Below are 26,807 nucleotides of genomic sequence, written 5' to 3'. Positions count from 1 at the left end.
AGTGCAAAATAATATTTTAAGATATACAAACATCCCATACATATAACTTTCTATAGAAATAAGAGTAAAATCACTAGTGCGAAGGACACAGTATCCATACATATTGTAAAATATGAGCTACCTACTAACTTGGGGCAGATCGAATTCCTCGCGAGAGACGGTTACCGCTAACGGACGTAGAACCATGGCAGCATTGTAACCAAGTCAAACGTTTATACGGACTGTCGCGTAAGTAGTGTAGTATGCGGAAGTTGGCCGGTGAAACTGGACCGGCACCAACGGATAGTGGCACAGCAGCCTCGAAAATCAAGGTTCTGTTAGTCGATGACTACGGAGAGTTTCGACAGACGACGGCGGAACTGTTGGAACACGAGAACAACCGTATCGAGGTCATCGAGGCCGCAAGCGTCGAGGATGCGCTCAGCTACTTCGATTCCGAGTCGATCGACTGTATCGTCAGTGACTACGAGATGCCCGAAGCTAACGGGATTGAATTCGTAGAAACGGTGCGACAGTCTAACGGTGATCTCCCATTTATCTTGTTGACAGGACAAGGAAGTGAGAAACTCGCCAGCGAAGCGGTTTCAGCCGGCGTCACCGATTACTTCGTCAAGGGCGGCGGGCCAGAGCAGTACGCGGTGCTCACAAACAGGATAGAGAACGCGGTGGAATCACACCGATTCCGCCGAGAAACAGCGCGACTCTCGCGGATTAATTCACTATTCAGAGAGATAAATCGCCAAGTGTTGAAGGCGTCAACAGCCGAGGAGATCAAGGAGGCTGTCTGTGAAATTCTGACCAGTTCGGATGCCTACCAGTTCGCCTGGATCGGGGAAAAAAACGAGGCGGGTGATATCGTCCCCACCGCGGGCGGTGGCGACGCACTCGAATACGTCGAAGCGATGCTCTCCCGCTATGGCCGCTCAGTTTTCGATGACGGACCGTTTGGCCATGCGATCGAAACCGGCGATCATCAGGTAGCGTCAGATATCCGGACTGAATCGTCTGTCCAGCCCTGGCACGAACTCGCATCGGAGTACGGATTCCAGTCGATGATTGTTCTCCCGATTCAGTACACGGGATCAGTACAGAGTGTGGTTTCGATATACGCGGACACGCCTTTCGCGTTTGACGAGGCGGAGCAGACAGTGCTGACAGAGCTTGCGGAGATTGTCGCCGATGGTCTCTATTCAACCGAAACGCGTGCCGAACTCGAAATGCGGGAGGAAGTCCTGCGAACAATTACCGAAGTGTTCACAGCGCGGGACGGGGCACTACAGGAACAGATAGCGGATCTCATGCAAGTCGGTCGCAGCGTGCTCGGAACCGAGTACGCGACACTCTCTCACGTCAACGGGATGGAATACGATTTCGAAGTGCTCCAGACACCTGACGAAACGATTTTTTCAGGCGGAACGATTCCGTTGTCGGAAACCCCCTGTGCGAAAGCTATCGCGAACGAGGAAACGGTCGTGATGACAGACGTCGATGCCGAATGCGGCGAATCTGACCGAGAGCATATATGGGATGACGAAGTCAATCGGTATCTCGGAACGCCACTCACTGTGGGTGGTAGCATATACGGGACGCTCTGTTTCTATGGGTCCGGGGCGGGCGGGTCAAAGTTCTCAGACTGGGACGTGACACTCGTCGACCTTCTGAGCAAGTGGATCGGAAACGAACTACAGACACAGCGGGCTGAGATGGGTTTTACACAGTTGTACGAAACGGCGACAGATCTCTTGGGTGTGACTTCAGAGGAGGAAGCCGCTCAAATTGTCGTCTCGCGGACCCGGGATATCATCGGTCTCCCTGAGGTCGTGCTGTACGCGTTCGATAGCGATACGAACACCTTTCGCCCACTTTCGGCCACAGAGACCGAGGAGCAACAAGCTATCCCAGCAGACAGTGATAGCTTCGTAAGTTCGGCCTTTTTCACCGAGGAAACTATCGTTTGCGACGGAAACTCGGCCTCGGACGAGGACGCGATGACTGATGGAAAGGCCGTGTTTGTCCCACTGGGCGACCATGGAGTGCTTCGGGCGGGCGACGCGGTCGGCGGCGAGTTCGACACTCAGACCCGTCGAATTACCGAACTACTCGGGGCGACGATTCGAACGGCGTTCGATAGGCTGACCTACGAGACAGAACTTGAAGACAGACAGCGCGACTTGGAGCAACAGACGGTTCAGCTTGAGCAGATGAACCAGTTGACAGAGCTGAGTCAGAAAATTCACGAGCGAGTGCTCAGGGCAGATAGTCGCTCAGAAATAGAGCAAGCAGTGTGTGACCAGTTGGTCGCGTCCGACATCTGTTCGTTTGCGTGGATCGGGGAATACGAATCCGATACCGACCGAGTCACGCCACGGACGTGGGCAGGAACCGACCGTGGCTTTCTGGAGGAATCCCGCACACCCTCCAATGAGACGCCGGCTCCACCAGCAGTCCAGACAGCCCGGACTAACGAACAGACGCTGAACAACAACATCGCGGACGGGCTCAGGGGGAAAGGGTGGCAACGGCGGCTGCTGGAACGGGGGTTCCAGTCAGTCGTCAGCATCCCACTCAGCTATCAGCAACTCTCCTACGGCATCCTGACCGTGTACGCGAAAACGCCGGACGTTTTCGATTTGCCGACACAGTCAGTGCTCGAAGAGGTGAGTGAGACCGTCGGATACGCCATTAACAGCATTGAGACGAAGCAAGGGCTCGTGGCGGATCGGGCTGTCGAACTCCAGCTAGAAGCAACGGAATCCGACGATATCATTCATCGGATCGCGGGCGTTGTCGATACAGAAGTCACATTTGAGGGTATCGTCCCACAGGGGGACACCAGTTGCATCGTGTTTTTCAGCACTGACGCTCCACCAGATGACCTACAAGCATGTTTGGACACCCTCCCTCGGATCGAGCGATTAGAGTGTTTAACTGACACAGAAGACACGAGCCTGTTCGAAGCAACAGTATCGGGTACACAACTCGCACTGACAGTCGCCGAACAAGGAGGAGCCCCGCAATTAATCCGATCTGACGGTGAGACTCTGGAGATTCAGCTCGAGGTCCCACAGACGGTCGACATTCGCCAACTCATAGCTGAATTACGGCGTTCATGTCCGGACATCGAGCTGGTAGGCCGCCACAAGCGGGAACGTGGTGTTCAAACTCGTGAGTCATTCCACTCAGAATTGACAGCACAGCTAACCCCCCGCCAATTCGAGGTCCTGCTTGCAGCCTTTTATAGCGGATTCTACCAATCACCCCGTGACAAGACCGGTCAAGAGATCGCCGATACGCTCGATATTTCACAGCCGACGTTTAGCCACCACCTTCGGGTAGCTATCCGGAAGCTCCTAGAACAGTTGTTTAGCGAAGGGGGAACGACCCAGCATCTAGATAGATAGCGCCTGTCATCTGAGTTTGCTAGTCTGATAGAGTATATGCTGATACGGGAGTGTGTTCATATAAGAAACAATGAGTCTGGAGTGGAACGAGACAGAAACTGTCTTTTGGGCAAACCAGTACGAATCACCGAGTGAAGCGATTGTGACCGCTATAGCAGCTAAAGAATCCGTAACAGAAACCAGTCTCCCACCGTTGTACAACCAAATCGACCCGGATGCCCTTGATACACTTGTCGCAGGGCAGACCAACGACGATATTCAGATTAGTTTCACGTACAGTGGGTACACCGTTCGGATTCGAGACAGCGAGACCATCGAGATCACGCCAACGTAACCGGCTATAACCTTCCTACTAGTTCTTAAGTAGGCAGATAACGAGAAGCCTCTGGTAAGAGAGCATGCTGCGGAGAGGATGCGGGAGAGCAATACTGAAGCCGTAAATTCGGATGAGCGAATTTGTAGGGCAATCATCGAACAGTCAGGATCTCGACCTGGCTAGTTGACGATATTTTCTGCTACGGCTCAAATAATCCAAATAATTCAACGTGAATAACAGCCGAGGAGGGTTCTTTTGTCCATCTATCATTAGTCCGGTAGAATTCTATCAGTCGTGCACCGTCAGCGGGATCAGAATAAGGATCGAATCTCACACCGATTAGTTCAGATTACCTATTGATTGCGATCACAACTGCAGATGTGGTTCTAGGGAATCATCACTAGATCGACTGTCAGCAACCTCGTGAACCAAAGAGCAGAGGCAGTACCGCAGAATCACGATGTATTATTAATAGGATGCTATGCAGTTTCTGTCTATTCTCGTTGGAATTCGATAGCGTAGTACTAATATATGTATCAATAACAATACGAAAAGGTTCGGAATTTCGCAGTAATGAAATAGAGGGCTGTACCGATCCGAACAATAACACACTGTACTGCGCTTTCACATGCAGGTTTGTTTTTATTTATTGCAGGTCGTTGTGATTGAGTCATATAGTACACCAAATAATTCCGGCTGTCATAAACTGAAGGATTATATACAGACTGTGGTCAGTCAACGAAGAACGGGAATACGGTATGCGAGACAAGTAGCTATTTCTTACTCAGGAATCAGAAGGTAACGGGGGTGTAACAAAACGGTACCCCGGGGTTCGTGTATATATGTGGCTCTCGCGGCCTGAACACAAACCAATGCAGCAATCAAGGTCATGAGCGAACCGATGGTAGAGGAAGAACCAGAGCTCTCACGCGACCAGATGTTCGATATCCTCAGCAGTTCGAGGCGTCGATATACGCTTTACTATCTACGCCAGCAAAAAGAGCCAGTCCAGCTAACCGACTTAGCTGAGGAGTTGGCTGCGTGGGAGAACGACACCACCGTCGAAGAGCTCTCCTCACAGGCGCGAAAGCGGGTGTACGTCTCACTGTATCAGACCCATGCTCCGAAGCTTCAAGAGGCAGGGCTAATAACGTACGACGCTGATACGGGTGAGATAGCTCTTCGAGAGGATGCTCCAGAGGTTGAACCATTCATCAGCAATAGTGATGGTGACTCTAAATGGTATCAGTACTATGGGGCCGTAGCCCTGTTGAACGCCATTTTACTCCTAGCAGCAATTGCCGGTCTGCCGCCGCTCAATGCGATCAGTCCGTTAGTTATCGGGCTAGTCGTCATTAGTTCATTTCTCGTGCTTTCTATTGCTCACGCGGTCACCGGACGGCGAGGGAAAAATGACAAGACGTTTGATATCGGCGAGCCGTGAGTTGGACGCTGAACTGACTGAAAATACCCCCAGGAGTATATGTTATTCTTCGTCGTCGGCAGCACCGTCCGGCAGTAATTGATCGGGCGACCGTTTGTACATCGGAGTGCTCGCGAATTCCGAAATCCGTTCCATTTCGCTGTCGGAGATATGTTCCGGCATACACCGCTACGTGTAACTGTTACAGTTTAGTAATTGAGTTCATATTTGAGGTAGTCGGCTTCTTCTAGACGCTTGTCAGTTGTCGATATCCGAGGTATCCCAGTGTTGAGCTTTCGGAATTTTATTGTAAAACCCTCCGGATGCTGCGACTATCGGAAGTACTCACCCAGATATCGGCTATAGAAGTGTTTATCCGGGGTTCTGAATGCAATCATAACGTTCGTTTTCGGCCGCGAATTCTGGTATGCAGTTGTGTTGTGTCTGCTGGACATCAATGACTTTCTGAGGACCTAATTTTAATTTGAGGCCGTCTGGCAGTGTATCCACAAGTAGTCAGGAGAATCGTCGAATCCTTGCAAAAGATTAGATCCACGCCATAGCTAAAAAATCAAGATCGGAGTGAGCCGGGAAGGACGGTGTGACCGAAGCCGTTCCGGCTCACTGTCAAAGTGGAGAGAGCGATCCGAGTCGACAGCGACTATACAGGGCACGAGCGTCCCTGAGGGGGGTGGTAAGGATTGGGCCGGTGTTGTGGGTGTCGGGTAACTGCCCTCTCCACCAGTATCTTATCTTCAAGGGTGTATTGTTATAGTCGTGTTATTCCGACATAGCGGTGCTTACTGCCCCAAAGTTGCGTGGGAACAGCTGTAGCTGAGTCTTTTACTCAAGAGTTGAATTCAGAATTAAAGTTCGTAGTGGTGCTATTTGGAAGGGACATTTTCGGTTTAGCGGTTCGAGCGTAGCGGCCATAAGAGAGTAACATATGTAATATATGTTTTAGATACTGGAGGGATATTGGTACGGAGACACTCAGAAATCTCCGAATGAACTTGATTCGATAGTAAATCCTATGGCTGTACCCAATTCATTTGCTCCTCGCATTACACCACAAAGCAGTGACATCGCCTAGAGTAGTTCTATCGAGTGTCGGGTAATTTTATCCTACTACTGGAGATTAGTCTGCTTTCACGGTACTGTTGCGGTTGGAGACTGTAGGATAGGTTGGTAAGTAAATGGATTGTAAATGATGTGTAGATGCTGTGTATAAGGGCGCAATCTTTAATATAGTAATTACACCTTTCCGAGATATGCTCGACGTAAGCGCGGTAGAGAGGGAGTTTAAAGATTGTATTAATGTGAGATTATGGCTATGGGGCCAGGGTCAGAACGCGCGGTTTACACACAAGCGGTTGAGTTTGTCAAGATCGGGATGTTTGAATGGAGTGCCGGCTGAATGATGTCCTCAGAGGAGTGGGAAGACGTACCGACAGATCCAGACTGGGAATCGGACCTAGGCTACGAGATGGAAGAACTGACCGTTGTCAAATCTTCGACTGATTCACAGTTGATATTTTTACCGGAACATGAGTCACAACTCGGTGAAGAAGAGTTCATTGTTATTCACTCGGATTCACTTCGAGATCTACGCCGATAGCTGAACAGTCAGTTACTATGTGACGTACTCAATAGTAGGATGAACAAGCCGATATCAACCTCCGACAGCAGTAGAGAGTACGGACTTTTTATTGGTTCCTTGTTTCCGCATCTCGTTGATAAACCCGCTAGCTTGCTCTTGCACATGTTCCCGTCGTGGGATTGTGCACCCGATATTACTGCACGGTGGCTGCCGCTGTAAGCAGATCTAAACCACTCCCAATATACGCGCTAGTAGTAGCATAACAAACCGGGAAGGCCATGTATTGATTGGCTATGTGCGCTGGATGGGTTCGACAGTTCGTGGGAGTGTTTATTATTTGGCTATCGGCGACGTTGGGAGGGATGATATTTATTGGCCGTTGGAACCCGTTATTGTATTACCTGCTCAGCTACGCAGGCTTTCTATTTGCGGTCGAAATCAGCAATCCAGATGGTGTCCGCCCAAAAAATCACAAGCGACTACGCTGGGTTTCCATGGGCGGGTTTGTGGTGTTCATCTATGGAGTTGTATCGTGGGTACAGGCTGTCATTGCAACCATGCCAAGGTAAGCCAGGTGAAGGCGTTACCTACTAATGACAGGATGTCTATACTAATGTCTTGAAAGAGAGTTCTACTTCGTAGAAAGATTACATGGTATCGGTCAGCGTTGTTATCGCGACATTGAAGCCACGAGATGAGATTGAAGCAATACAGTGCCTCAAAGGGCACGCGTTCGACGAATTTGAGGTTATCGTATGTGATGAGAGCCCTGTGACTAGAGCACGAAATGAAGGGATCAGACAAGCCTCAGCTGACAAGATAGTATTTCTCGATGATGATTCCCGACCTCGCTCAGGATATCTTCAAAAAGCCGATGAGCTCCTCGAAACGGAGGCGGCATTCGCCGGTCGAACTATCCACCCGGTCGATGATGTGTTTGCTCGCCATTTCACCGCCCATTACGACTGGGGGGACAATCCTTGCTACGTCAAACACTTCTGGGGGTGTAACATGGGCGTTCACAGGGACGTATTCAAGACAGTCGGTGGATGGGACGAACAGATGGGGTGGGGTCACGAGGAAAAGGAACTTGCCAGGCGAATCAGAGCCGAGTTTGATATTCGGTACGATCCTGAGCTCATCGTTGACCATCCGTACGCGTCGTCTATTACGGAATACTGGAAGAAACAGTATAAGCTCGAAACAAAGAGTCCGTACTACTGGTCAAAATGTAACGTCTCGAAAGCAGAGCAACTCAAGAATATTGGCTGTGAGGCATTTGACCCGCTGAATTACGTCAGAATAACGCCAGTGGCTACCGTTATAGAAGCGGGGAGTACTGTTGCAAAGACGGCTGGTCGTCTTCGAGGATTCCTCAACCACGCCCACTACGAAGAGGACAGAGGCGAAGTACCGAATATTGATTGACACTCCGAATCCGCGGAATCGTCAGACTAAGTGTCTCTGGGTCTCTTCGCTGTTCTGAATTTAGACAAACTAGCAGCTTCTGGGCCAACTCTTTCCTTAGAGAGAGTTATGAAAGATTCGTACTAGTTACTCACCGAATCCCTGTTCACCATAACCATCCTCGCCGTATCCACGATACAATATCTCCCGCTTCAAAAGCACTGCAATTCCGAACGAGAATCCAGTCGCAACGAGGGCTAGAATGGTCCGCCTGGTCGCCTGCTCCGACTCCACAGTCCTAGTCTTTTCATTTGAAGGCATCAGTACAGTGAGATAGTCCTCCTCGCGACCGTAGCTACGCTTTGTCGACGACGAACTTGATCCATCAGTATCAAGAATCCAACGACGGGGGCCGTTTTAGTAAACAGGCCATACCGGCAAGCATGCTGTAGCATTAGCCTGTCGTTGATTTTCATATAGTTTGGACGGGGGCCCAACTACGATGCAAATAGGGGCATCCCGGAATTAAACGCCGCTTGGTTTAGCTGGCTTCATATATTCGGTCAAGAAGCGATCGTGGTCAGTTCACGGGTGAACAGATGCTTAGCTGCTGGTATGGGTGTCTTGATTGGATCCACCAAGATCACTTAAGAGTTATATAATACACTGTGCGTGTTCTAGGACTATACGAGATGGCTGCGTACACCCTCTCTGATAGAAGATGACCAGAGTTTCGGATATATTGTCACAGTAGCATTGGCAGAGCAGCCAGCCGTTGTAGACTGTCTGAGTGAACCAGTACGAGGTTACTACTATTGAGGCTACTATCCCACCTTCCACCGATGACTTACACTGTCGCAGTTATTGGGACTGGTGCAGATCCGGACGACCCGGATACCGACGGGTTCGCCATGGCATACAGACACGCAGGCGCGTATAGACGGTTAGATTCGTGCGAACTTGTCGCCTGTGCCGACGTCGTCCCGGAGAACGCGAAGAACTTCGGTGAACGATGGGACCTCCCGGACGGTAACGTTTATACAGACACTGAGAAGATGCTCACTGCTGTCGAGCCCGACATTGTCAGTGTTTGCGTGCCGCCCCATATCCACGCACCTGTCGTGATGACGTGTGCTGAGAGTGGGGTAATGGACGCAATCCACTGTGAAAAGCCGATGGCAACGAGATGGGAGGACTGTCAAAAAATGGCATCGGCCTGTAAGCGGGCCGGAATCCAACTTACGTTCAACCACCAACGACGGTTCGGAAAGCCGTTCCGGAAAGCCAAGTCGCTGCTTGAAAACGGAAAAATAGGCTCGTTAGAGCGAATCGAGCTCGGCGGAAAAAATCTGTTTGATTACGGATCACATCTATTTGATCTCTGCGGGTACTTCACTGACCAGACGATGTCGAAATGGGTGATGGCTGGGATCGAATACAGCGAAGAAAACGTACAGTTTGGGGCCCACAACGAGAATCAAGCCATCGCACAATGGCGGTATACGAACGGTGTCAACGGACTTGCATCGACAGGGGACGGTGGCATTGTCGACTGCCATATGCGACTGCTGGGCTCAAACGGAATGATGGAAATCGGTGGCGAGGTTCCGCTACGGGTGCGGACTGGGAAAAACTGGACAACGGTCGACACTGGCGGAGAGGACGTACATGGTCCCAACGAAACAATATTCGACGCTGCAAAACAGAAGATAAGCGCTCGAATACCGGGAGCCACTGTAGAAAACGCGAGACCCGAAGGTTATATTGACCGTGCAATAGCGGACACTGTCGACGCACTTGCCACAGGCCGCGAACCTGAACTTTCAGCTGACAACGCACTGCAGGCAACGGAGCTTATATTCGGGTGCTGGGAGTCCGCTCGGCGGTGCGGCCGAGTCGATTTCCCACTGGAGATTAACGACAACCCATTGGAGTCGATGGTCGAAAGCGGACAAGTACTCGCTGCTGACAATCAGTAAATCCCAGTGTACTCAAACAGTTGCACACTGAGACGGTCTGTCGGGATACAGCCTGATAGGTCGGCTGCGTCACAGTTACCTCGCCAATAACAAACAGATGGTATCCGAAGTATGTAGCAACGGAGAGTCTATGCAGGCACAGCAATACAGAGTATTGAGTCGGAAGAACGAACTGGCGTCCGTCAATCGGCCTGATGTCGTGGCTCGTTACACACGTGACGGGGAGTTCGAGCAACGATGCTAGATAAACTGAAACGATTGATAAAACGACTGCTCCCGGCCAGTGATGATGTTATGGAGCAGGCTGTGAAGAGTGGCGTTTGGGTCGGCGTAATGAACGTCACTGAACGGGGGTTAGAGCTGCTATTGCTAGTCATCGTTGCTTCACTGTTGTCTCCACGTGCGTTCGGGCTGATGGGGATCGCGCTGTTAACGCTCTCGTCACTCAAGAAGTTCTCCGAGTTGGGCATCAAGTCCGCTTTGATACAGGCCGAGGAGGACAACGTCGACAGCGAGCTCAACACGGCCTGGACAATCGAGACTGCCAGGGGGACAGTAATCGCTTTGATACTGTTCCTTGGGGCCCCGTTTATCGCATCGTTGTTCAACGAACCTGCGGCGACCGATCTGTTTCGGGTCATTGCCCTCTCGCCGTTTATTGTTGGGTTACGAAACCCTGCTGTCGTCTATTTCCAGAAGAGCCTAGACTTCCACAAAGAGTTCGTCTACAGAGTCAGCGGCGCGGTGGCGTACTTCGTCGTCACTGTAGGCATAGCTCTGTATGAGCCCACTGTCTATGCACTGGCAATCGGATACATCGCCGGCGACGCAGCCCGATTCCTTGTCTCGTATATCGCAGACGGATACCGACCATGGCCGTCGTTTGATCTCGACGTTGCGAAGAAACGGTACAGTTTCGGGAAGTGGGTCACGGCCAACTCGATCCTATATTTCCTATACAGTCGGGGGGACGATGCGTTTGTCGGCTGGGCGCTCATGGCAAGTGCATTGGGGTTTTACCAGCTCGCCTACCGGCTCTCGAACGCACCGGCGACCGAAATCACGCAGACGATCTCGAGTGTGACCTTTTCGGCGTATTCAAAAGTGCAGAACGATGTCGAGAAACTACGGTCCGGATACTTCCAGACGCTCAGGATGACCACATTAGCCTCGTTCCCAGCAGCAATGGGTATCGCAGTAGTCGCACCCGCGTTTGTCGAGGCGTTTTTTACCCCCGAATGGCAGCCGATGATACCAGTAATGCAGTTGCTAGCTATCTACGGCCTATTGCGTTCGATGGGTGCGACAATGGGACCGGTCTGGAAAGCAGTCGGACGACCCGACTATATAGCTAAACTCTCTGCTGTGCGTGTAGCCCTCATTGCGATATTCATCTACCCAGCCACGATGATGTATGGAATCGAGGGTACCGCAGCCCTCATTACGGGCATCTACATCTTCCCGATGATGCCGATAGACACCTATCTTATTGCCCGGACCGTCGGAGCGTCTCCAGTCCGGGTCCTCAGAGAGGTCTCGTATCCACTGGCGGCAAGTCTTGGAATGGCAGCCGCAGTGACTTACGTCCATCAGACAGTGGCTCTTAATGCGCCGGTATTGGAGTTTGTCCTGTTAATTCTCGTGGGTATCGGAGTGTATGTGGCTCTGGCTCTGGCCCTCATGTTTAGTTTCAATTGGGAAGTCAAGCAGAACCTCGAATCAATATTCGACGCGTTGGCGTGATCAAAATGAGACAGACAATCCAAACCAATCGACCCGGCGAACAGAGGAGTGGAGCGCAATGAAGCGACGATCAGTGCTTGCTGGCGTCGTCCCGTTTTTACAGGGCGGGCGGTGGTTAGATCAGCTGCTGCTCGTCAATCAAGGTGAGATAGTTCAAAAGCGGTTCGTCGGCATCGCCGAGGGAGAGACGACTGAGATCGCCGTCATTGACGATGACGGGACAACTGTTTCATCCGAACACGAGGAGCAGCTTGGGCAGTCACCAGCAGAGATATCACCTGAGATTGCAACCTCGCTACGGGAGACGTACGATTCGATACGTTTCCACGTCACAGTAAATCACCACACCGGTAGTCTCAAAGTCTTCAGCCGGACCGAATTAGTGGAGTACCGAACATCAAGAGCGCTCTACAGCGGGACTGCGGTGGGCGACCATATTTCGTTTCAGACATCTCTCCTGAACAGTGATACCATCACCTCACTATCATGTCAGGCAGAGGAAAGGGAGTCTCTACAACGTCGGTGTCGAGTCGGAGTGGAAGATCCGACTGCGGAGTGAGAAACGACCACTCCAAGGTTGAGACTCATTCAATAGTATTGCGTAGGCCGTGGGCCTCATTTTCCAAGAACTGATATCGAAGTCTGCAGAATTTACGTACGAAGGTCTATCAGCACCACCGAGATGGTCCAATAGTGCGACTGCTGACCGAATATACGATCAGAGTGTAACGGGTCACAGCTAAATTCGGGAGTGACAGCCATCTTTTATTCTTTGCTGGGAATCGTAGTTCCTCGACCAGAATCGGTAGAGGCTCCAAACCCATTGCGAATGGCCTGATGGTCTTGAATTCACAAGAGGACTTGTGCAGACGGCGTCGTCGCCTCTATAACGAGACTCGGCCCTATGCCTATTGAATTTCCACAGAAGGACCTGATGGTCACAAATTAGACGGCTGGTAGTATCATCTTAATATTCCAAATATACAGTAATGTGATTATACTATACGACAAGTGGTTTCTCAGATGCCATTTTCAATCGTAAGATTTTGTCGAAAATTGGTATGCAAGAAACGGCGCATGGGTAGCAAGTCATGTAAACAAAACTCAGCCGGTAACAACGAATAAAATAGTAAATAGGGATTACCAGAATGTGACCAACAAAGAACGGTATCGCTCGCACGACAGTGACGAGGCGTCGAGAGACGATAAGGCTACGACGGGAGCAACCGTCGTAGACCGCCGCACGTGCATGAAATTAGCAGGCGTCGCCGCTGCTTCCCTCGCAGGTTGCACCGGTAAAGGTGTTCCTACTGCAGGTGGATCGGCAGCAAAATTCGGGTACGGAGGTGAGCCAGCAGTTACGACGGAACTCACCGCGATCGATGTTTCGAAGGTGGCCGGAGACACGAACATGCTGAATTCGGTCAGCAGTCTCGGCATCGACTCCCAGCTCTCGACGACACTATCGTCAGGGTCGTCCGATCTCTTTGCGTTCAAACCCAATGGCGAAGACGTAACGATCAAATTCATGCCTGGTTCTGAGACGGGCGCAACCGCGCTCGGTGTATTCGACCCCGACGGTGAGCTCCTGTCTCAGGCGTACGCGAGTTCAAATGCGCCGGTGTTTCTCCCCGAATCCCTCTCAGCTAGTGGCACACACTATCTGCAGGTCATGGATGTCAGTCGAACCGGTGGCGATTACTCACTGAACATCTCGACAGACAGTACGACACAGTCACAGTCACCGTACGAGGGGACAGTCAGATCAATCCCCGGCCGTATCCAAGCGCAGAACTTCGACATCGGTGGCGAAGGAGAGGCGTATCACGACACGTCTAGCGGAAATATCTATGGTTCCGCAAACCGGGATACTGATGTTGATATCCGGACAACGGAAGACGAGTCGGGAAAATACAATATTGGCTACTTCCAGGCCGGAGAGTGGCTTGAGTACACAACCGATGTCTCAGCCGGGACGTACGATATTAGAGTCCGAGTGGCGTCGGCACTTTCTGACGGGCGACTCGAACTGTCTCTTGGAGATCGTACCCTCACAACCGTTACTGTCCCCAACACGGGCGACTGGACCTCGTGGGAGACAGTCACGGTAGAGGATGTCGAAATCGAGTCCGACCAGCAATCGACGCTTCGCGTCGAAGCACTAGATTCCGGTGTGGAGTTCAACTGGGTCGAGTTCGATAAAGTCGACGCACAGAAACCGTACAACGGGACTCTAGTCACGATTCCCGGACACATCGAGGCACAAAACTTCGACACGGGTGGCGAAGGGGTATCATACTCCGATACGACAGCTGGGAACGAATACGACACCAGTTATCGTGACACTGATGTCGACATCCGCGAGACTCAGGACGACTCCGGCGAGTATAACATCGGTTACTTCGAGGACGGCGAATGGCTCGAATACTCGGCTGATGTTTCACCAGGACAGTACGACCTCAAGGTCCGTGTTGCCACAACTCGAGACGGTAGACAGCTCAGGTTCCATCTGGGTGAGCAGGAGCTCGGAACTGTTGACGTCCCCAACACGGGTGGGTGGACGGCCTGGGAGACTGCAACGCTAGAGGGCGTGACCATCGATGCCGATGGGCAGCAGGTGTTTCGGGTCGAAGCCGTCGGGTCCGGTATCGATTTCAACTGGGCAGAGTTTGAGATCGCCGGGAACCAGCCGTTCGACGACGTTCCGACGCTTCCTGGGAGGATACAATCACAGGCGTACGACTTAGGCGGCGAGGGCGTGTCCTATCACGATACCACGGCTGGTAATGAGTACGATCTCGGCTATCGGGATTCTGACGTCGATATCCGGGAAACGCAGGACAGCTCTGGAAAGTATAACGTCGGGTATTTCGAGGACGGCGAGTGGCTCGAATACACCGCCGAGGTGCCGGCCGGAACATACGACATCAACGTTCGCGTTGCGACGACACGCGATAACAGGCAACTGCAGTTCAGCCTCGACGGTGAACAGCTTGGGACAGTCGATGTACCGAACACCGGTGGCTGGACCACCTGGCAGACAGCGACTCTGCCTGACGTAACGGTTCAGGATGGTGGCAACCACATCATCCAGGTGAAAGCAGTTGGCTCCGGCATTGACTTCAACTGGTTCGAATTCAGTGAGGGAGCAGAGACGGAGACAGCAACTGAAACCGAGACAGCAACTGAAACCGAGACAGCAACTGAAACCGAGACAGCAACTGAAACCGAGACAGCAACTGAAACCGAGACGGCAACCGAATCAAGTACTGACGACTTCGGCAGCGAAGGCTACGGAATGGGTGGGTACGGGGGTACCCAATAACGCAATAGATCAATGGCAGAACGATACAACACGCCCGCAGAGGGCACGCTCGATTGGCACGTACCACTTAACGAAAACTTCGAAAAGCTCGACAACCACGTCGAGCTCCGGGACGCCGAGTCTAATATCGGCCAGTACGAACCGAAGACGGGGTCGAAGTTCTTAGCGACCGATACCGGCACGGTATACATCGGCGACGGCAGCAACTGGAACCGCGTCGGAAGCCTCAGTGCATCCGACGATTCAGTTTCTGAAGCCGACGACGGTTCGCTCATCGCTCCGCCGGGCGAAGTACAGTCCGTGATCGATCAGGCGTCCAAATCGCACACATGGGCACAGGGCCCGAGCCGAACTGTAAAGCTCGTCTCCGGTGAGAACTACTTCCCGTCGGATACTATCAAACTAAGGCGGAACATCCGACTCGAATGTAACGGTGCTCGGATCATCCCAGAAGGCGACTTTAACGTCATCGAGATGTACCGCGGGACGCAGCTCATCGATCCGTTCATTGACACCCGGTCGGTCAATTGGAACTCGACACAGGTCGTCGTCGGCGCACCGGACGCAGACAAAATCGAACTCGCGAACCGTGCAACCGTCGAAAACGCCTATCTCTGGGGAACGCCCGGGGAGGGCATCGGACTCCAGTTCCTGGGCGGTTCGAAGCCCTGCTCGATGCAGGTCGCTAGCGGAACGATACACGGATTCGATATCGCGATCGATCTCTATGCCAGCGGTGACGATTACAGCGGACAGGGCGACTGGTCGAACGGGAACCAGTTCTACGGCTCACTGGAAGCCTTCCGCGTTGGCGTCAACCAACGCTCTGAGGGCGCTGAAGTCTCAGGAAACGTCTTCAAGTTGATGGTCCAACCAGACAACGACGTGAGCGAGTGGCTCTGGTACATGGAGGACGATCCCCGGTCCGACAGCGATCGAGACGACAATATGTACCGGAAGTCGGGGAACACCATGATGGTGTATCCGTGGGACAACAACAATTACATGGACAACAATCCCTTTGCCGAGAGCGGCGACCGGAAGCCGCCGATATGGTACATCGGCGAGGGCATAAACTACGGTAATTCACTCGTTGACCAATCCGGGAAGCTGGGGAACCAGTATATCGTCAACAATTCTGATTACCCAGATCGAAATGGGATTTTCACCTATCATGGTGGAGAGGTCACCGGCACCAGACAGTTCTCGCACCCGCCTGCGTACCAGCGGAACAGCGATAGTCGGATGTGGCACGAGGACTCGAAGAACTAACCGCCTTGGGACTGTTTAGGCGGTTATAGCCTGCGAAGTAGCTGTCTACTCCGTCTCGTTTCGCGACTGCGGATGCCAATTTCGGCTATCGTTTTGCTGGTACGCTGGTTTTGTCTCAAACTCCGTTGTACCGACCACGAAGCCACCGTGTGCAGTGAAGATGCCGTTTCTGTCTGGTGTATCTGAGTTGTTGAGCACGTATTGGTTTCCACGTACCCCGCTCATATCCAAAAGTGAGTTTCCATATCGGCGACCACGCCCGAGAAACCAGAATGGCGCATCTCGATCGCTCTCTGAATAATATGAGTTGTTCTGTTTGAATGACGATACGTCCCAAGGATAGGCCATGACGGTATTGCCTTTCATGACGAATTTGTCATCATCTCGGGACTCTCGTGGGTCGTCCTCCATTTTCCAGAGCCATTCACTTACTTCCGGTTCGGGCTGCGCCTGGACACGAACGGTATTCCCGCTTACTTCCGCACCGTCCGACCGCATACTAATCCCGATCCGGAAGTCCTGCATCCGCCCCCAGAACTGGTTCCCGTTCGACCAGTCACCTTGCGGATCGCGGTTCTCACCAGCAGCGTAGAAGTCTACTGCTCGGTCAAACCCATCGAGGGTTCCGTTTGCGACCTGCATCGAGCAGGGTTTCGAACCACCACGGAACTGTATTCCGATACCCTTACCTGCGTCTCCAAGAAGGTATGCGTCTTTTACCCAGGCACGGTTGGCCGTATCTAGCTTCTGTGCGTTTTGGGGACCGATGACGACCTGTGTCGAACTCCAGCTTTTGCCACGAGTGTCGACAAAGGGGTCAATTAGAACTGTATCACGGGCGAGTTCGAAGACGTTGAAGTCACCTGTCGGGACTACTTTCGCCCCATTGCATTCCAGTCTGACACCTCTCTTTAGACGGACCGTCTCGGATACTTCGTACGTCTCACCGGAGACCATCTTGACAGTCTGTGCGGGTGCCTGACCGAACTCAGACCCAGTAGATGCGGTGTCTATAACCTCCTGGAGTTGTCCCGGTTGAGCAATGAACGTTCCGTCACTCATTACTGTGGCCCTCTCGCTGCTCTCACCAAGTGGGACGGAGCGCGCGCGCCCTGCCACGCTGCCGAACTCAAGCCACTCCTCTCCGTTTCCGATATATGTCCGTCGTGAATCTGTTGCGAGAAACTTGGCACCCTCTTTTGGTTGATACTGCTCCAAGTTTTCGGCAGTATCTTTGATCTCAACTTCCGTATCGATTCGAGAGAAATTCTCGTTCAAAGGAATATGCCAATCCTTCGTGCCGCGATCCGGACGCTGGTAGCTGTGATTTGGCGTCTCTTTAGCCATATCGTTCACTTTACACAAACCAAGTAAAATATACCGTTGCTACTCCCTCGATAAACTTTCGGGGAGCCATTACTCGATCAGTGGCTGTGCGTAGGCGGTCTCTTCGGACCTAGTTTCGAGTTCCCGATACACCTGCTCGAACCCATCAACCATCGATTCGGTCGTAAACTCAGTTGCCGCCCGCTGCCCTGCAACGGTTCCAAGCTTTTCGGCGAGAGACTGGTGCTGATGGAGACGGATAGTCGCCCACGCAATTTCGTCGGGTGCCTGTACATCGACGAACAATCCCGTCCGGTAATTCTCCAATAGATCACTGGTGCCGTCCACAGGTGTCGCGACGATCGGAAGTTCTGCGGCCATCGCTTCGATCACTGCACCCGGAAGCCCCTCGTAGTGAGAGGGAAAGACGAAGATATCTATCGCACCGAGAAGTGCTGGAACATCCTGCCGCGTTCCGAGGAAATGAACCGAATCGGCGCATCCAAGTGAATTGACTCGTTCCGTCAGCTGCTCCCGATCGGCACCGTCACCGACGAATACGAGATGTGCATCGGGGATCTCGGAGACGATAGTTGGCCATGCATCGAGCAGATCGAAGTGACCTTTCCGCTCAACGAGACGGCCAACGGTTCCAACTACAGTGGTGTCCGTCGGGATGTCTAGCTCTGATCGCAGCTCCGCCGAGTCTGTCGTTCGGTACTGCTCGATGTTCCGGCCATTGTAGACCACCGCCACGTTTTCTTCCGCTGCACCGCGCTCAATGGCGTAGTCCCGTCCCGCTGTGGAGTTCGAAACGATCACGTCTGAGAGTGAGATCGTCACCCGATCGATAACGTGGCGTACAACCGGTTCCTCGTTAGGCACCTCACGAATGCCGGTAATAATGGTTGTAGAACAGAACACGCCGGCGACTCGGGCAATTACGTTGTCGTAAAAAAGGAACGACTGTATGAGATCGGGTTGTTCGCGGCGGGCAACGAGACAGAACTTGAGCGGGGCAAGCAGATAGACGAGCGGGCTTTCGACTCCATCTATCGCCCCGTTCGAAACACGACCAGCGTCGGTCAGCGACCGAACAGTGACCTCATTCGACAGTTCTGATTCGAGTGGGTTCGTAGAGAATATTGTCCAGATAGTGACATCGTATTCCTCTCCATTGACTTCGTTCGCTAGATCAACAAGTGTGCGCTCGGCACCACCGACGACGAGTGCACCGATGAAGTACCAGAGAGTCGTACGCTCCGCTGTCATTCTTGAATCACTCCCTTGGGTTGTGTGCTAAATGTGAGGTGCAGTGTGGACCCCGTGTTCGCGCGAGCGATCATACTCAGAGGTAACCCATGTTTTCGAGTTGTTCAGTCGTGTCCTCGTCAATGTCACGTACCGTCTCTTCACTCCCCCCTGAGAGGAGTTCCGCTATCTCCGCCCGCGCTTCATCCGCAGTAAACTGTGGGTTTCCATACGACTGATGACCCGGCATGAATCGACGATATGAGTCTCGAACCTTCTTGTTGTGGACGACTTGTCGTCCGAAGGGTTTCTGCAGTAGCAGTGCCAAATAAACGATCGATGACGTCGTTTTGTGTCCGTCCACAAACGTGTGCCCACCGTGTTCGTCCCAGAGACTCTTGATCGTCCGCTCAAACCCGCCAGTGAGGCTGACAACCTTCTCAGCAGGTCCCGGTAACGAGCCGTATCGAATGTGATTCAGGTGCGTATAGCCGGTCGTCCGACCCTCTCCCTCTGTGTTCCCATCCACCCTACCGAAATCAGGTTGCGAGGACATCGCACTGGCGATCGTCGGTAAGATGTCCACATGGTGTAAGAGCCCGTTCTCGCCGGAGGGGTCCAGATCCGGATGGATGAACGACGTCGGAACGTATACGACTTCAGGCGTCGCGAGGTGTGTGTGTCCGAAGTACCCGTATTCTCCGAGTAGCTCGCCATGATCACTGGTATAGATGACAAGGGTCTCTTCTCTGAGCCCTTTGTGTTCAAGCGTCCGGAGGACACGCTTGAACTCTTCGAACGAGCGGCCGACACCGTTGTAGTAGTCTCTTCGCGCCGTTTCCGGCTCCGACGACACGCGCCAGAGATATTCGAGAGCGGTCTCGTTGCGGTATTCGTAGTCGTCCCAGTCGAATCCGTCGTACGGCGCGTGGCCACCGGGCCGACGCGCAACGTGGACAAAAGGGGGCTCGACATCGTCGATCGATTTCCGTGGAGGATTAGCAAACATTTCCGCAATGCTGTGATTCATTCCGCCTTGAGCAGCTATCGAAACTTCGTGGCTCTCAATATCGAATACTGAACGGACGTTCGCAGGCACAGAATGCTTGAAGCTGTGGATATTGCTGTTCGGTGGTAACAGCCCGGTCAACAAACTCCCGAATGACGTGGGCGTGTGTGTTGATGCCGCAATCGTCTTGTGGGTCTGCCCGATTTCCGCGAGATCATCGTTAATTGCGTTATATCTGACGGCGTCGTCAACGTATATGAGAACGTTCTCTACGTCGATCTCCATGCTACCAGAGGGTGGCTACCACAACAATATAGTAAAGACACCCCTACGAGGTATGAAACAGCACATAAAAAACACTCTCTGGTGATGGGACAGGATATCTACCTAGAACAGGTCATTTCGTAATTACTCCACTTTTGATCGAGTTGAGGGTCTTCATCGCGTTTTTCGCCGGCTTATAGCTAAATCTACCCCCGAGCGCAGCGAGTGCAAACAGCCACCTGTCGGTTCGAAACGGCCAGTAATACACTGATTTAACCAGTTGCGTTCTCGCATCAGAGTATGCTCTGGCACGTAACGCTTCCTGTCCAAGAATGAACAGCAGTGACGCGAGAAAGGCCCGCTCGTATTTTCGTCCGTATCTCGCAGCGAGTTCTCGGTGTTTCTCTACCATTAATGGGTAGGAGATATCCCGCTTCTCAGCGTAGTTGTTGCTGATTCGGTCCGTTTCTTCGGGACAGTTCCGATATGTCAGTACCTCGGTAATCACGCGAAACTCACTATGTAGCGAGAGCCGTATCAGCCACTCTCTGTCTTGCCAGCTGGGAAAACGCTCGTCGGGGAGCCCGGCCTGTGGGATGATATCAGCCGCGACCATCAACGTCGAGAATTCACCAAACGACTCTCCCAGGAGGAGGTCTTTGGTAACATTCCCTTCCACCGTGAAGATAACGTTCCGTGTGTAGTCCCCGTAATCGTACTCACATCCGGTGTAGACGACGCCGACGCTGTCAGCGCTCTCTTCCATCTCAGTAACCTGTCGAGCAATCTTTTCGGAGTCCCAGGCGTCGTCGTCATCTAACAACGCGATGTACTCGCCTTCTGCCCGTTGGATTCCCGTGTTCCGTGCCTGATTCGCTCCCCTGTTCTGTTGGTGACGAATACAATTGACTTCGATACCCTCCAGCGACTCTCCGGCAAGTGTATCGGCTGCGGGCTGCGGGGAATGATCGTCGACGACGATGAGTTCGATATTTGAGTACGTCTGCTCTGCGACGCTCCGTGCTGCATTCCGAAGCTTGTCCGGTCGCTTGTATGTCGGGAGGACAACGCTGACGAGCGAATCTGGCATATGGCTGGTGGTGTCGGTATCGAAGTAAAGTTAGTGTCTGGCTATTCGTGGCTCTGCTGCCTAATTTTGGGGCGCTACGGACCACCCAGTAAACCCACCGTTGGTATAAACCTTGTTTGCCGTTGGATCGTTGTGCATCCTCGCCAGGCTGTCTTCACCGTATCGGAATAAATATTCCTGTTGGTCCTTTGTATAATACGAGGCAGTGTGTTGTTTGACATCGTGTGTCTTCGTAACTACATAACCTCTGCCAAAGGTATCAGAGGCGATTACATCCTGGCTGAAATAGCCGAGGTTCCGAGGCAAGTTATTGTTCATACTGAAACTCTGTGGGTAGTAGCGGGGATGGTTTGTGCCTAAGACGAACGCTTCCATCTTATGTGACGTATCCATTGCATGGATCGGAACGCCTTCGTCAATATTCGCTGCCATGAATTGGGACCCATCGTACTCTGCGTAGGTCATGTGACGGTTTGGCTCGTAGGCGGCACTTGCAGCGAGACAGGCACCTAGAAGGATGAGTACGGTCAAAGCAACGGTGCTTACCGAGTTGCGCCTGATAGCGCTATGGATGAGTGCCATCCCAACGAGGACTGCAGCGAACAGGAGGGCGTATCTGTTTACTCTAATTATACCCTTCACAATGAGATTACTGAGAAGGAAGATCGCCGCGACACCGAGCCCTGCGACGAAGTGAACCGAACCGAAACCCCAGTCGTACCGCATCTCCCTGAAGAGAAACCAGTACAGGGTCAAAAGGGCGAATGCGCCGGCGATAGCGAAGTAAATTGTAGTCGACCCGTACAGCGTGATGAATTTCTCGGCGAGTTGTAGCGGTGAAAACTGAACTGAGCCGGCTCGCTGTACCTCTCTAGCTGCTGGGTTCATGTCGTCCTGTGCTGCAACGACTTTTATTATGGCTTGGCGTGTCTGACCGAAGTTGGTGAGCCAGGCGAATAGGAGCGGAAGGAAAGCCACACCAAGTCGCGGACTGAGTCGCGGAGTGGACGATTGAGAAAGCCATCCGAACAGCCCGGAATACACAGAGGTTAACAGTAATATACCTAGCATAAACAGGGTTGTCATCGGGTGCGAGTAGATGATGAACAGGCCAACCAAGAGAATCAAGAGGAGGTACTCGTTGTCGTTACTCCGTCGATACAGTTCTGTGAGCGTGAGCAAGACCGGAACGATCATAAATGAGTTCATCGCCGGGTGGTTTGAGAGATGGAAGGTCGTATAAATGAGAGTGCTACCGGCCGCTAGTCCGGCAGCCAGACTTCCCCGGTTACCCGAGAGCGTTTTTACGAGGACTCCGATTCCAATGATCTGGATCGTCGTAAACAACAACGCAACCAGATATGGCATCGCGTCAATCGGGACACCCAGCATCGCCATCTCGGCCATCAGCACATGTTCACCCGGATACCAGATTCCGGGAAGAGATCCCGTTTCGAGGATCGCCTTGACATCGCCGAAGTGTTGCAGTGCATCTGCTGTCCCCTGTCCATAGAACCGATAGCCGCGAGCTTTCGGGAGGAAGAAATACAACGCGTAGTTTGAAAACACGAGGCCAAGACCGTGTCGCCAGTACCTCGTTTGTGTGATAGCTGCTGCTATCAGTGTCAATATGCCGCCAATCATGACCGAATAAAAAGTGAACCAGAACAGCTGGGACAGCCCATCTACCAGCGAGGTTTCGTATCCGGTTACCGGTTGAATGGACAGGAAAAGTGCGCTCTCGATGACAAGGATACCGGACAGGAGGATGACCAGATATTCCTGTATGTCGCGGTTGGCGAACTCAAAGCTGTCAAATGACTGCTGATCGAGATTAGTCTCGTGACTCATTTATTACCCTTCTGACGCGCTACGCAATGTGATATCCACGCCTTTGCGGATCTTGCGTACGGTATATATTAAGTAATCAGCGATTAACGAGTCTGAGGCCATCGCCCCTACCACAGTCAGGCTCTCACCAGCGTCAATAGCCCACCTGAACCGCAATGACGATTGAGCCACGAAAACGCGACATTGCTGTCGAGCCGTGCAACCCGAATCAGTCGGTACTCGATTCGCCATGCGTTCAGATCTCGTCTTTGATCACAGGTGTGGGACTGCTGATCGACTCCTTCTTGTCTCGAGTCACGGAGTCATCGATTTCAGCCACTTGGCCCAGTATTTCCGTTGTTTCTTGTACTGTCTCTGCCCAGTTATAGCGCGTAGTGACGATTTTTCGACCGTGTTTTCCCAGCTCTGAGAGCCGATGCTCATCGCTGAGCAAATCAGAAATCGCCGTCGCGAATCCCTCAATATTGCCGACTTGAACTGTCTTTCCCGTTTGGTTAACTATTTTCGAGGTCTGTTCAAGATCGCTGGCAACGACTGGCGTTTCACAGGCTAACGCTTCGATAACTGTCCGTGGAAAGCCTTCAGTCCGACTTGGCAAGACGAACAGGTCCGCAGCTCTGAATACCGATGGCATCTGTTGATATGGGACCCGCCCCAGAAATTCCACAGCATCTGTAAGTCCCTTGTCAGCGACTGTCGATTCGAGACGGTCTCGAAGCGGGCCATCGCCGCAAAAAAACAGCGAGGCGTCCGGACAGTGCTTTCGTATCGAATCGAACGCAGCTAACACGTCCTGGGGCCGCTTCCCATCGACTAAGCGGCCGACAAAGACGATTGCCTGGCCGCTCTGGTTCACAATATCGGGATGCTCCTGTCCGGCAGGTGAGAAGCGGTTGGTATCTATTCCGTTGTTTACAACCGCGATGTCAGCGTCGACACCGATATTACGGAGCTTAGATTGCTCGACATCGGTGTAGCAAAGCGTGACATCGGCCGAATCATATGTCCACTTGCCCAGCGTCCGAAGGTGTGCACGCGAGAACCAGAACGGACCTCGTTGTGAGTTGAGGCCGTGGCATGTGATTGCAACTGGGATATCGGCCATGCGGCAGTACAGAGCGGCCACGTTACTTGAGAAGAACAGGTGAGAGTGGGTATGAACCACGTCGAAGTCTTCCATACCACGTAGATCACTGACAGTGTTGGCGAAGATCTGATTCCCGAGGAGCTCTAGCTTCGGCGGTTGTTTGATTAGAGTGTACCCGTCTTGATCAGTGACCTCTCGCTCTTCCACCCCGTCCGAGACGGTCAAGACGGTGACCTCATGCCCCATCGCAGCCTGATCACGGCTCAGAGCATGTATATGATATGGCGCACCACCGACGGTTTCGGGGAAGATGTCCTGGGCGACCCGGAGTATATGCATTTATGTCGCCCGACTCTTGCGGGTAGACGGGTATAGTTAACAGTCGGTTTTTTGAGTAATATGCCACTATAGCCAGTACAAGACACCAAATCGTGGTGTATAGTCACACCGGCTCCTGACTCCGTATTCCTATTCGAGGACGCCCTGTTCTTGCATACGTAGCGCCCAGTGTTTGAAGACGTATACAGTCCAGAGGAACCGCGAGTGATCGTGGTTTCCATCGACGTGCTCTTCGAATAGGTCTAAGGTCGCCGCTGTATCGAGAATGCCCAGATCGGTAGAGCGGACCGTCGAGACGAACTCATCGGCAAGTTCGTGTTTGAACCACTCACCGATCGGCATGTCGAACCCGTGTTTGTTTCGCTGTAATATTGATTCCGGCAGTAGATCATCGAAGGCTCGTTTCAGCACACGTTTTCGATCACGGCCAGTTAGTTTGTGGTCTGTTGGGAGACTGAGTGCATACTCAACGACAGCAGTATCGAGGAACGGAACACGTACCTCAAGTGAATTGTACATACTAGCCTGGTCGACTTTCGTGAGCATCTGATCCGGGAGCGATAAGCGGGTATCGACAGCCTGTATCCGTGCCAAACTCTCCCTGTCAGTCAGTTCGGGGGATATTGCGGCGTGCTGTGACCGGAGAGTGGTCTGCCCAGCTTCGATCGGGTCGACGTTCGTCACGGACTGGATAGCGTGGTCGTCGGATACGCGCATTAAATCGAAATGTCGTTCCGGGACCGATCGTGCTCCGCTCCGATTTATGAACCATTGTCCTTTGTATACGGCGTCGCCGACTGCAGTCCCACGTGAGGCTGGTAGTGCGTTCACAGCCGGTTCGACGGCGTATTTCCGTATTTGAGATGGAAGCGCCCGATAGTATTTTGACAGAGACTCGACTCGGTACTTATCGTACCCAGCAAACAGCTCGTCGGCACCATCCCCTGAAAGTGCGACCTTGACGTTATTTCTCGTGGCCCGAGACACAGCGTAGCTCGGCATCAATGCCGGGTCGGCGAAGGGTTCCCCCAATTTATTCAGTACAGCCGGCACGGACTCGCGTACGTCATTCGCCGTGAGCGTGATCTCGTGATGGTCGGTGTTGTGGAAAGACGCCACCTCTCGTGCCGCCCAGGATTCGTCGAATCGATCCTGATTGAAACCGACGGTAAACGTCTTGACGGGATCGTCAAGGAGTTGTGCCATCGCTCCGACGATTATCGTCGAATCGATTCCCCCACTGAGGAACGCGCCGAGTTCGACATCAGCCATCAAGCGCTTTTCAACCGCCGATTCGACGAGCGAGCGGAGATGCGAGGCAGCAGTGTCAATATCGGGGTCGCGGAGCGTTATCGATGGATCATGGTATTTCTCGCGGTGGATACCGTCGTCCGATATGAGTATCCGCTCGCCGGGCCGGACCTTCGAGACATTGCGGAAGGCCGTTTTCGGTGCCGGAATATAGCCGAATGCGAAGTACTGGGCCAGTGCGTCCCTATCAATGCCGCCGAGGTCCATATCGCTCTCGAACAGCGATGGGAGCTCGGAGGCGAACGCGAACTGGTCGTCCGTTTCGGCGAGAACGAGCGGCTTGATACCCATCGGGTCACGGGCCAGTAGCAGGCGTTCTCGCTCACTGTCCCACAGAGCGAACGCGAACATTCCATCGAGTTCGTCGACGAAGCTGGGGCCTTCTTCTTCGTAGAGGTGGACCAGCACTTCTGTGTCGGTCTCAGTGGTAAATCTGTGCCCAGCGGACGTGAGTCGGTCCTTGATATGACCGTAATTATAGATCTCTCCGTTGAAGATGACGGTTACTGTACCGTTCTCGTTGTGGATCGGCTGTCCGCCGCTCTCGGGGTCAATGATACTGAGTCGTCGGTGTGCGAGTCCAACACTTCCATCTCTGAAAATCCCGTCGTCGTCAGGACCTCGGTGACACTGACAGTCGTTCATACGTTCAAGAACATCGGTTGCAGGTGAGCCAGATCGAATATACTGACCACAGATTCCACACATTGTCCGCGTAATCTACTGCGATGCTCAAAATTATACCCTCCCTACATGGGCGAGTCAGATGCACTATCATCCACTCTACGCTATCCACATCGGGTGTCAGTCCGT

16 protein-coding genes are annotated in these 26,807 nt (G+C 52.6%); 9 read left to right on the top strand and 7 right to left on the bottom strand.

Features of this window, described 5'->3' with window-relative positions; all coding sequences use genetic code 11:
* Window positions 1–242 precede the first annotated feature (242 nt).
* The 9 genes from ACYJ11_RS15990 (at window position 243) to ACYJ11_RS15950 (ending at window position 16,466) form a co-directional block, all read left to right on the top strand.
* The gene (locus ACYJ11_RS15990) at window positions 243–3,401 is read left to right on the top strand and encodes a GAF domain-containing protein (RefSeq protein ID WP_461648514.1); all 3,159 of its coding nucleotides are present in this window, start codon (window positions 243–245) and stop codon (window positions 3,399–3,401) included.
* A 70-nt stretch (window positions 3,402–3,471) separates the two neighbouring features.
* A complete protein-coding gene (locus ACYJ11_RS15985; RefSeq protein ID WP_005533419.1) occupies window positions 3,472–3,735 on the top strand; it encodes a HalOD1 output domain-containing protein in 264 nt (87 codons plus the stop codon).
* An 883-nt stretch (window positions 3,736–4,618) separates the two neighbouring features.
* A complete protein-coding gene (locus ACYJ11_RS15980; protein WP_421642610.1) occupies window positions 4,619–5,161 on the top strand; it encodes a DUF7344 domain-containing protein in 543 nt (180 codons plus the stop codon).
* A gap of 2,230 nt (window positions 5,162–7,391) precedes the next feature.
* A complete protein-coding gene (locus tag ACYJ11_RS15975) occupies window positions 7,392–8,168 on the top strand; it encodes a glycosyltransferase family 2 protein (RefSeq protein WP_461648513.1) in 777 nt (258 codons plus the stop codon).
* Between the two features lie 821 nt (window positions 8,169–8,989).
* Window positions 8,990–10,126 carry a Gfo/Idh/MocA family protein gene (locus ACYJ11_RS15970; RefSeq protein WP_461648512.1) on the top strand — a complete coding sequence of 379 codons (1,137 nt, stop codon included), beginning with the start codon at window positions 8,990–8,992 and terminating at the stop codon, window positions 10,124–10,126.
* A gap of 237 nt (window positions 10,127–10,363) precedes the next feature.
* A complete protein-coding gene (locus ACYJ11_RS15965; RefSeq protein ID WP_421642615.1) occupies window positions 10,364–11,869 on the top strand; it encodes a lipopolysaccharide biosynthesis protein in 1,506 nt (501 codons plus the stop codon).
* Between the two features lie 58 nt (window positions 11,870–11,927).
* Window positions 11,928–12,428, top strand: a complete 501-nt coding sequence (locus ACYJ11_RS15960; RefSeq protein ID WP_461648511.1) for a hypothetical protein — start codon at window positions 11,928–11,930, stop codon at window positions 12,426–12,428.
* 591 nt (window positions 12,429–13,019) lie between these two features.
* Window positions 13,020–15,194 carry a carbohydrate-binding domain-containing protein gene (locus ACYJ11_RS15955; RefSeq protein WP_461648510.1) on the top strand — a complete coding sequence of 725 codons (2,175 nt, stop codon included), beginning with the start codon at window positions 13,020–13,022 and terminating at the stop codon, window positions 15,192–15,194.
* A 12-nt stretch (window positions 15,195–15,206) separates the two neighbouring features.
* Window positions 15,207–16,466 (top strand): hypothetical protein, encoded by a 1,260-nt coding sequence (locus ACYJ11_RS15950; RefSeq protein ID WP_005533401.1) that lies wholly within the window; start codon window positions 15,207–15,209, stop codon window positions 16,464–16,466.
* A 45-nt stretch (window positions 16,467–16,511) separates the two neighbouring features.
* Here the strand turns inward: ACYJ11_RS15950 and ACYJ11_RS15945 are convergent, their stop codons facing one another.
* From ACYJ11_RS15945 to asnB, 7 genes are all read right to left on the bottom strand, one after another.
* On the bottom strand, window positions 16,512–17,813 hold the full coding sequence (locus tag ACYJ11_RS15945) for a hypothetical protein (protein ID WP_461648509.1): 1,302 nt from the start codon (window positions 17,811–17,813) through the stop codon (window positions 16,512–16,514).
* Between the two features lie 69 nt (window positions 17,814–17,882).
* Window positions 17,883–19,064 (bottom strand): glycosyltransferase, encoded by a 1,182-nt coding sequence (locus ACYJ11_RS15940; RefSeq protein WP_461648508.1) that lies wholly within the window; start codon window positions 19,062–19,064, stop codon window positions 17,883–17,885.
* 76 nt (window positions 19,065–19,140) lie between these two features.
* Window positions 19,141–20,337: a sulfatase-like hydrolase/transferase gene (locus ACYJ11_RS15935; RefSeq protein WP_461648507.1), complete on the bottom strand. Its 1,197-nt coding sequence runs from the start codon at window positions 20,335–20,337 to the stop codon at window positions 19,141–19,143.
* A 112-nt stretch (window positions 20,338–20,449) separates the two neighbouring features.
* A complete protein-coding gene (locus ACYJ11_RS15930; protein WP_461648506.1) occupies window positions 20,450–21,406 on the bottom strand; it encodes a glycosyltransferase family 2 protein in 957 nt (318 codons plus the stop codon).
* Window positions 21,407–21,466: 60 nt separating this feature from the next.
* A complete protein-coding gene (locus ACYJ11_RS15925) occupies window positions 21,467–23,257 on the bottom strand; it encodes a hypothetical protein (RefSeq protein WP_461648505.1) in 1,791 nt (596 codons plus the stop codon).
* A gap of 235 nt (window positions 23,258–23,492) precedes the next feature.
* Window positions 23,493–24,683 carry a glycosyltransferase family 4 protein gene (locus tag ACYJ11_RS15920; protein ID WP_461648504.1) on the bottom strand — a complete coding sequence of 397 codons (1,191 nt, stop codon included), beginning with the start codon at window positions 24,681–24,683 and terminating at the stop codon, window positions 23,493–23,495.
* A 129-nt stretch (window positions 24,684–24,812) separates the two neighbouring features.
* Window positions 24,813–26,702 carry an asparagine synthase (glutamine-hydrolyzing) gene (gene asnB / locus ACYJ11_RS15915; RefSeq protein ID WP_461648503.1) on the bottom strand — a complete coding sequence of 630 codons (1,890 nt, stop codon included), beginning with the start codon at window positions 26,700–26,702 and terminating at the stop codon, window positions 24,813–24,815.
* Window positions 26,703–26,807: the final 105 nt, after the last annotated feature.

This window comes from Haloarcula sp. H-GB5 (assembly GCF_054850705.1).
This window is presented reverse-complemented; position numbering and strand designations above follow the sequence as displayed.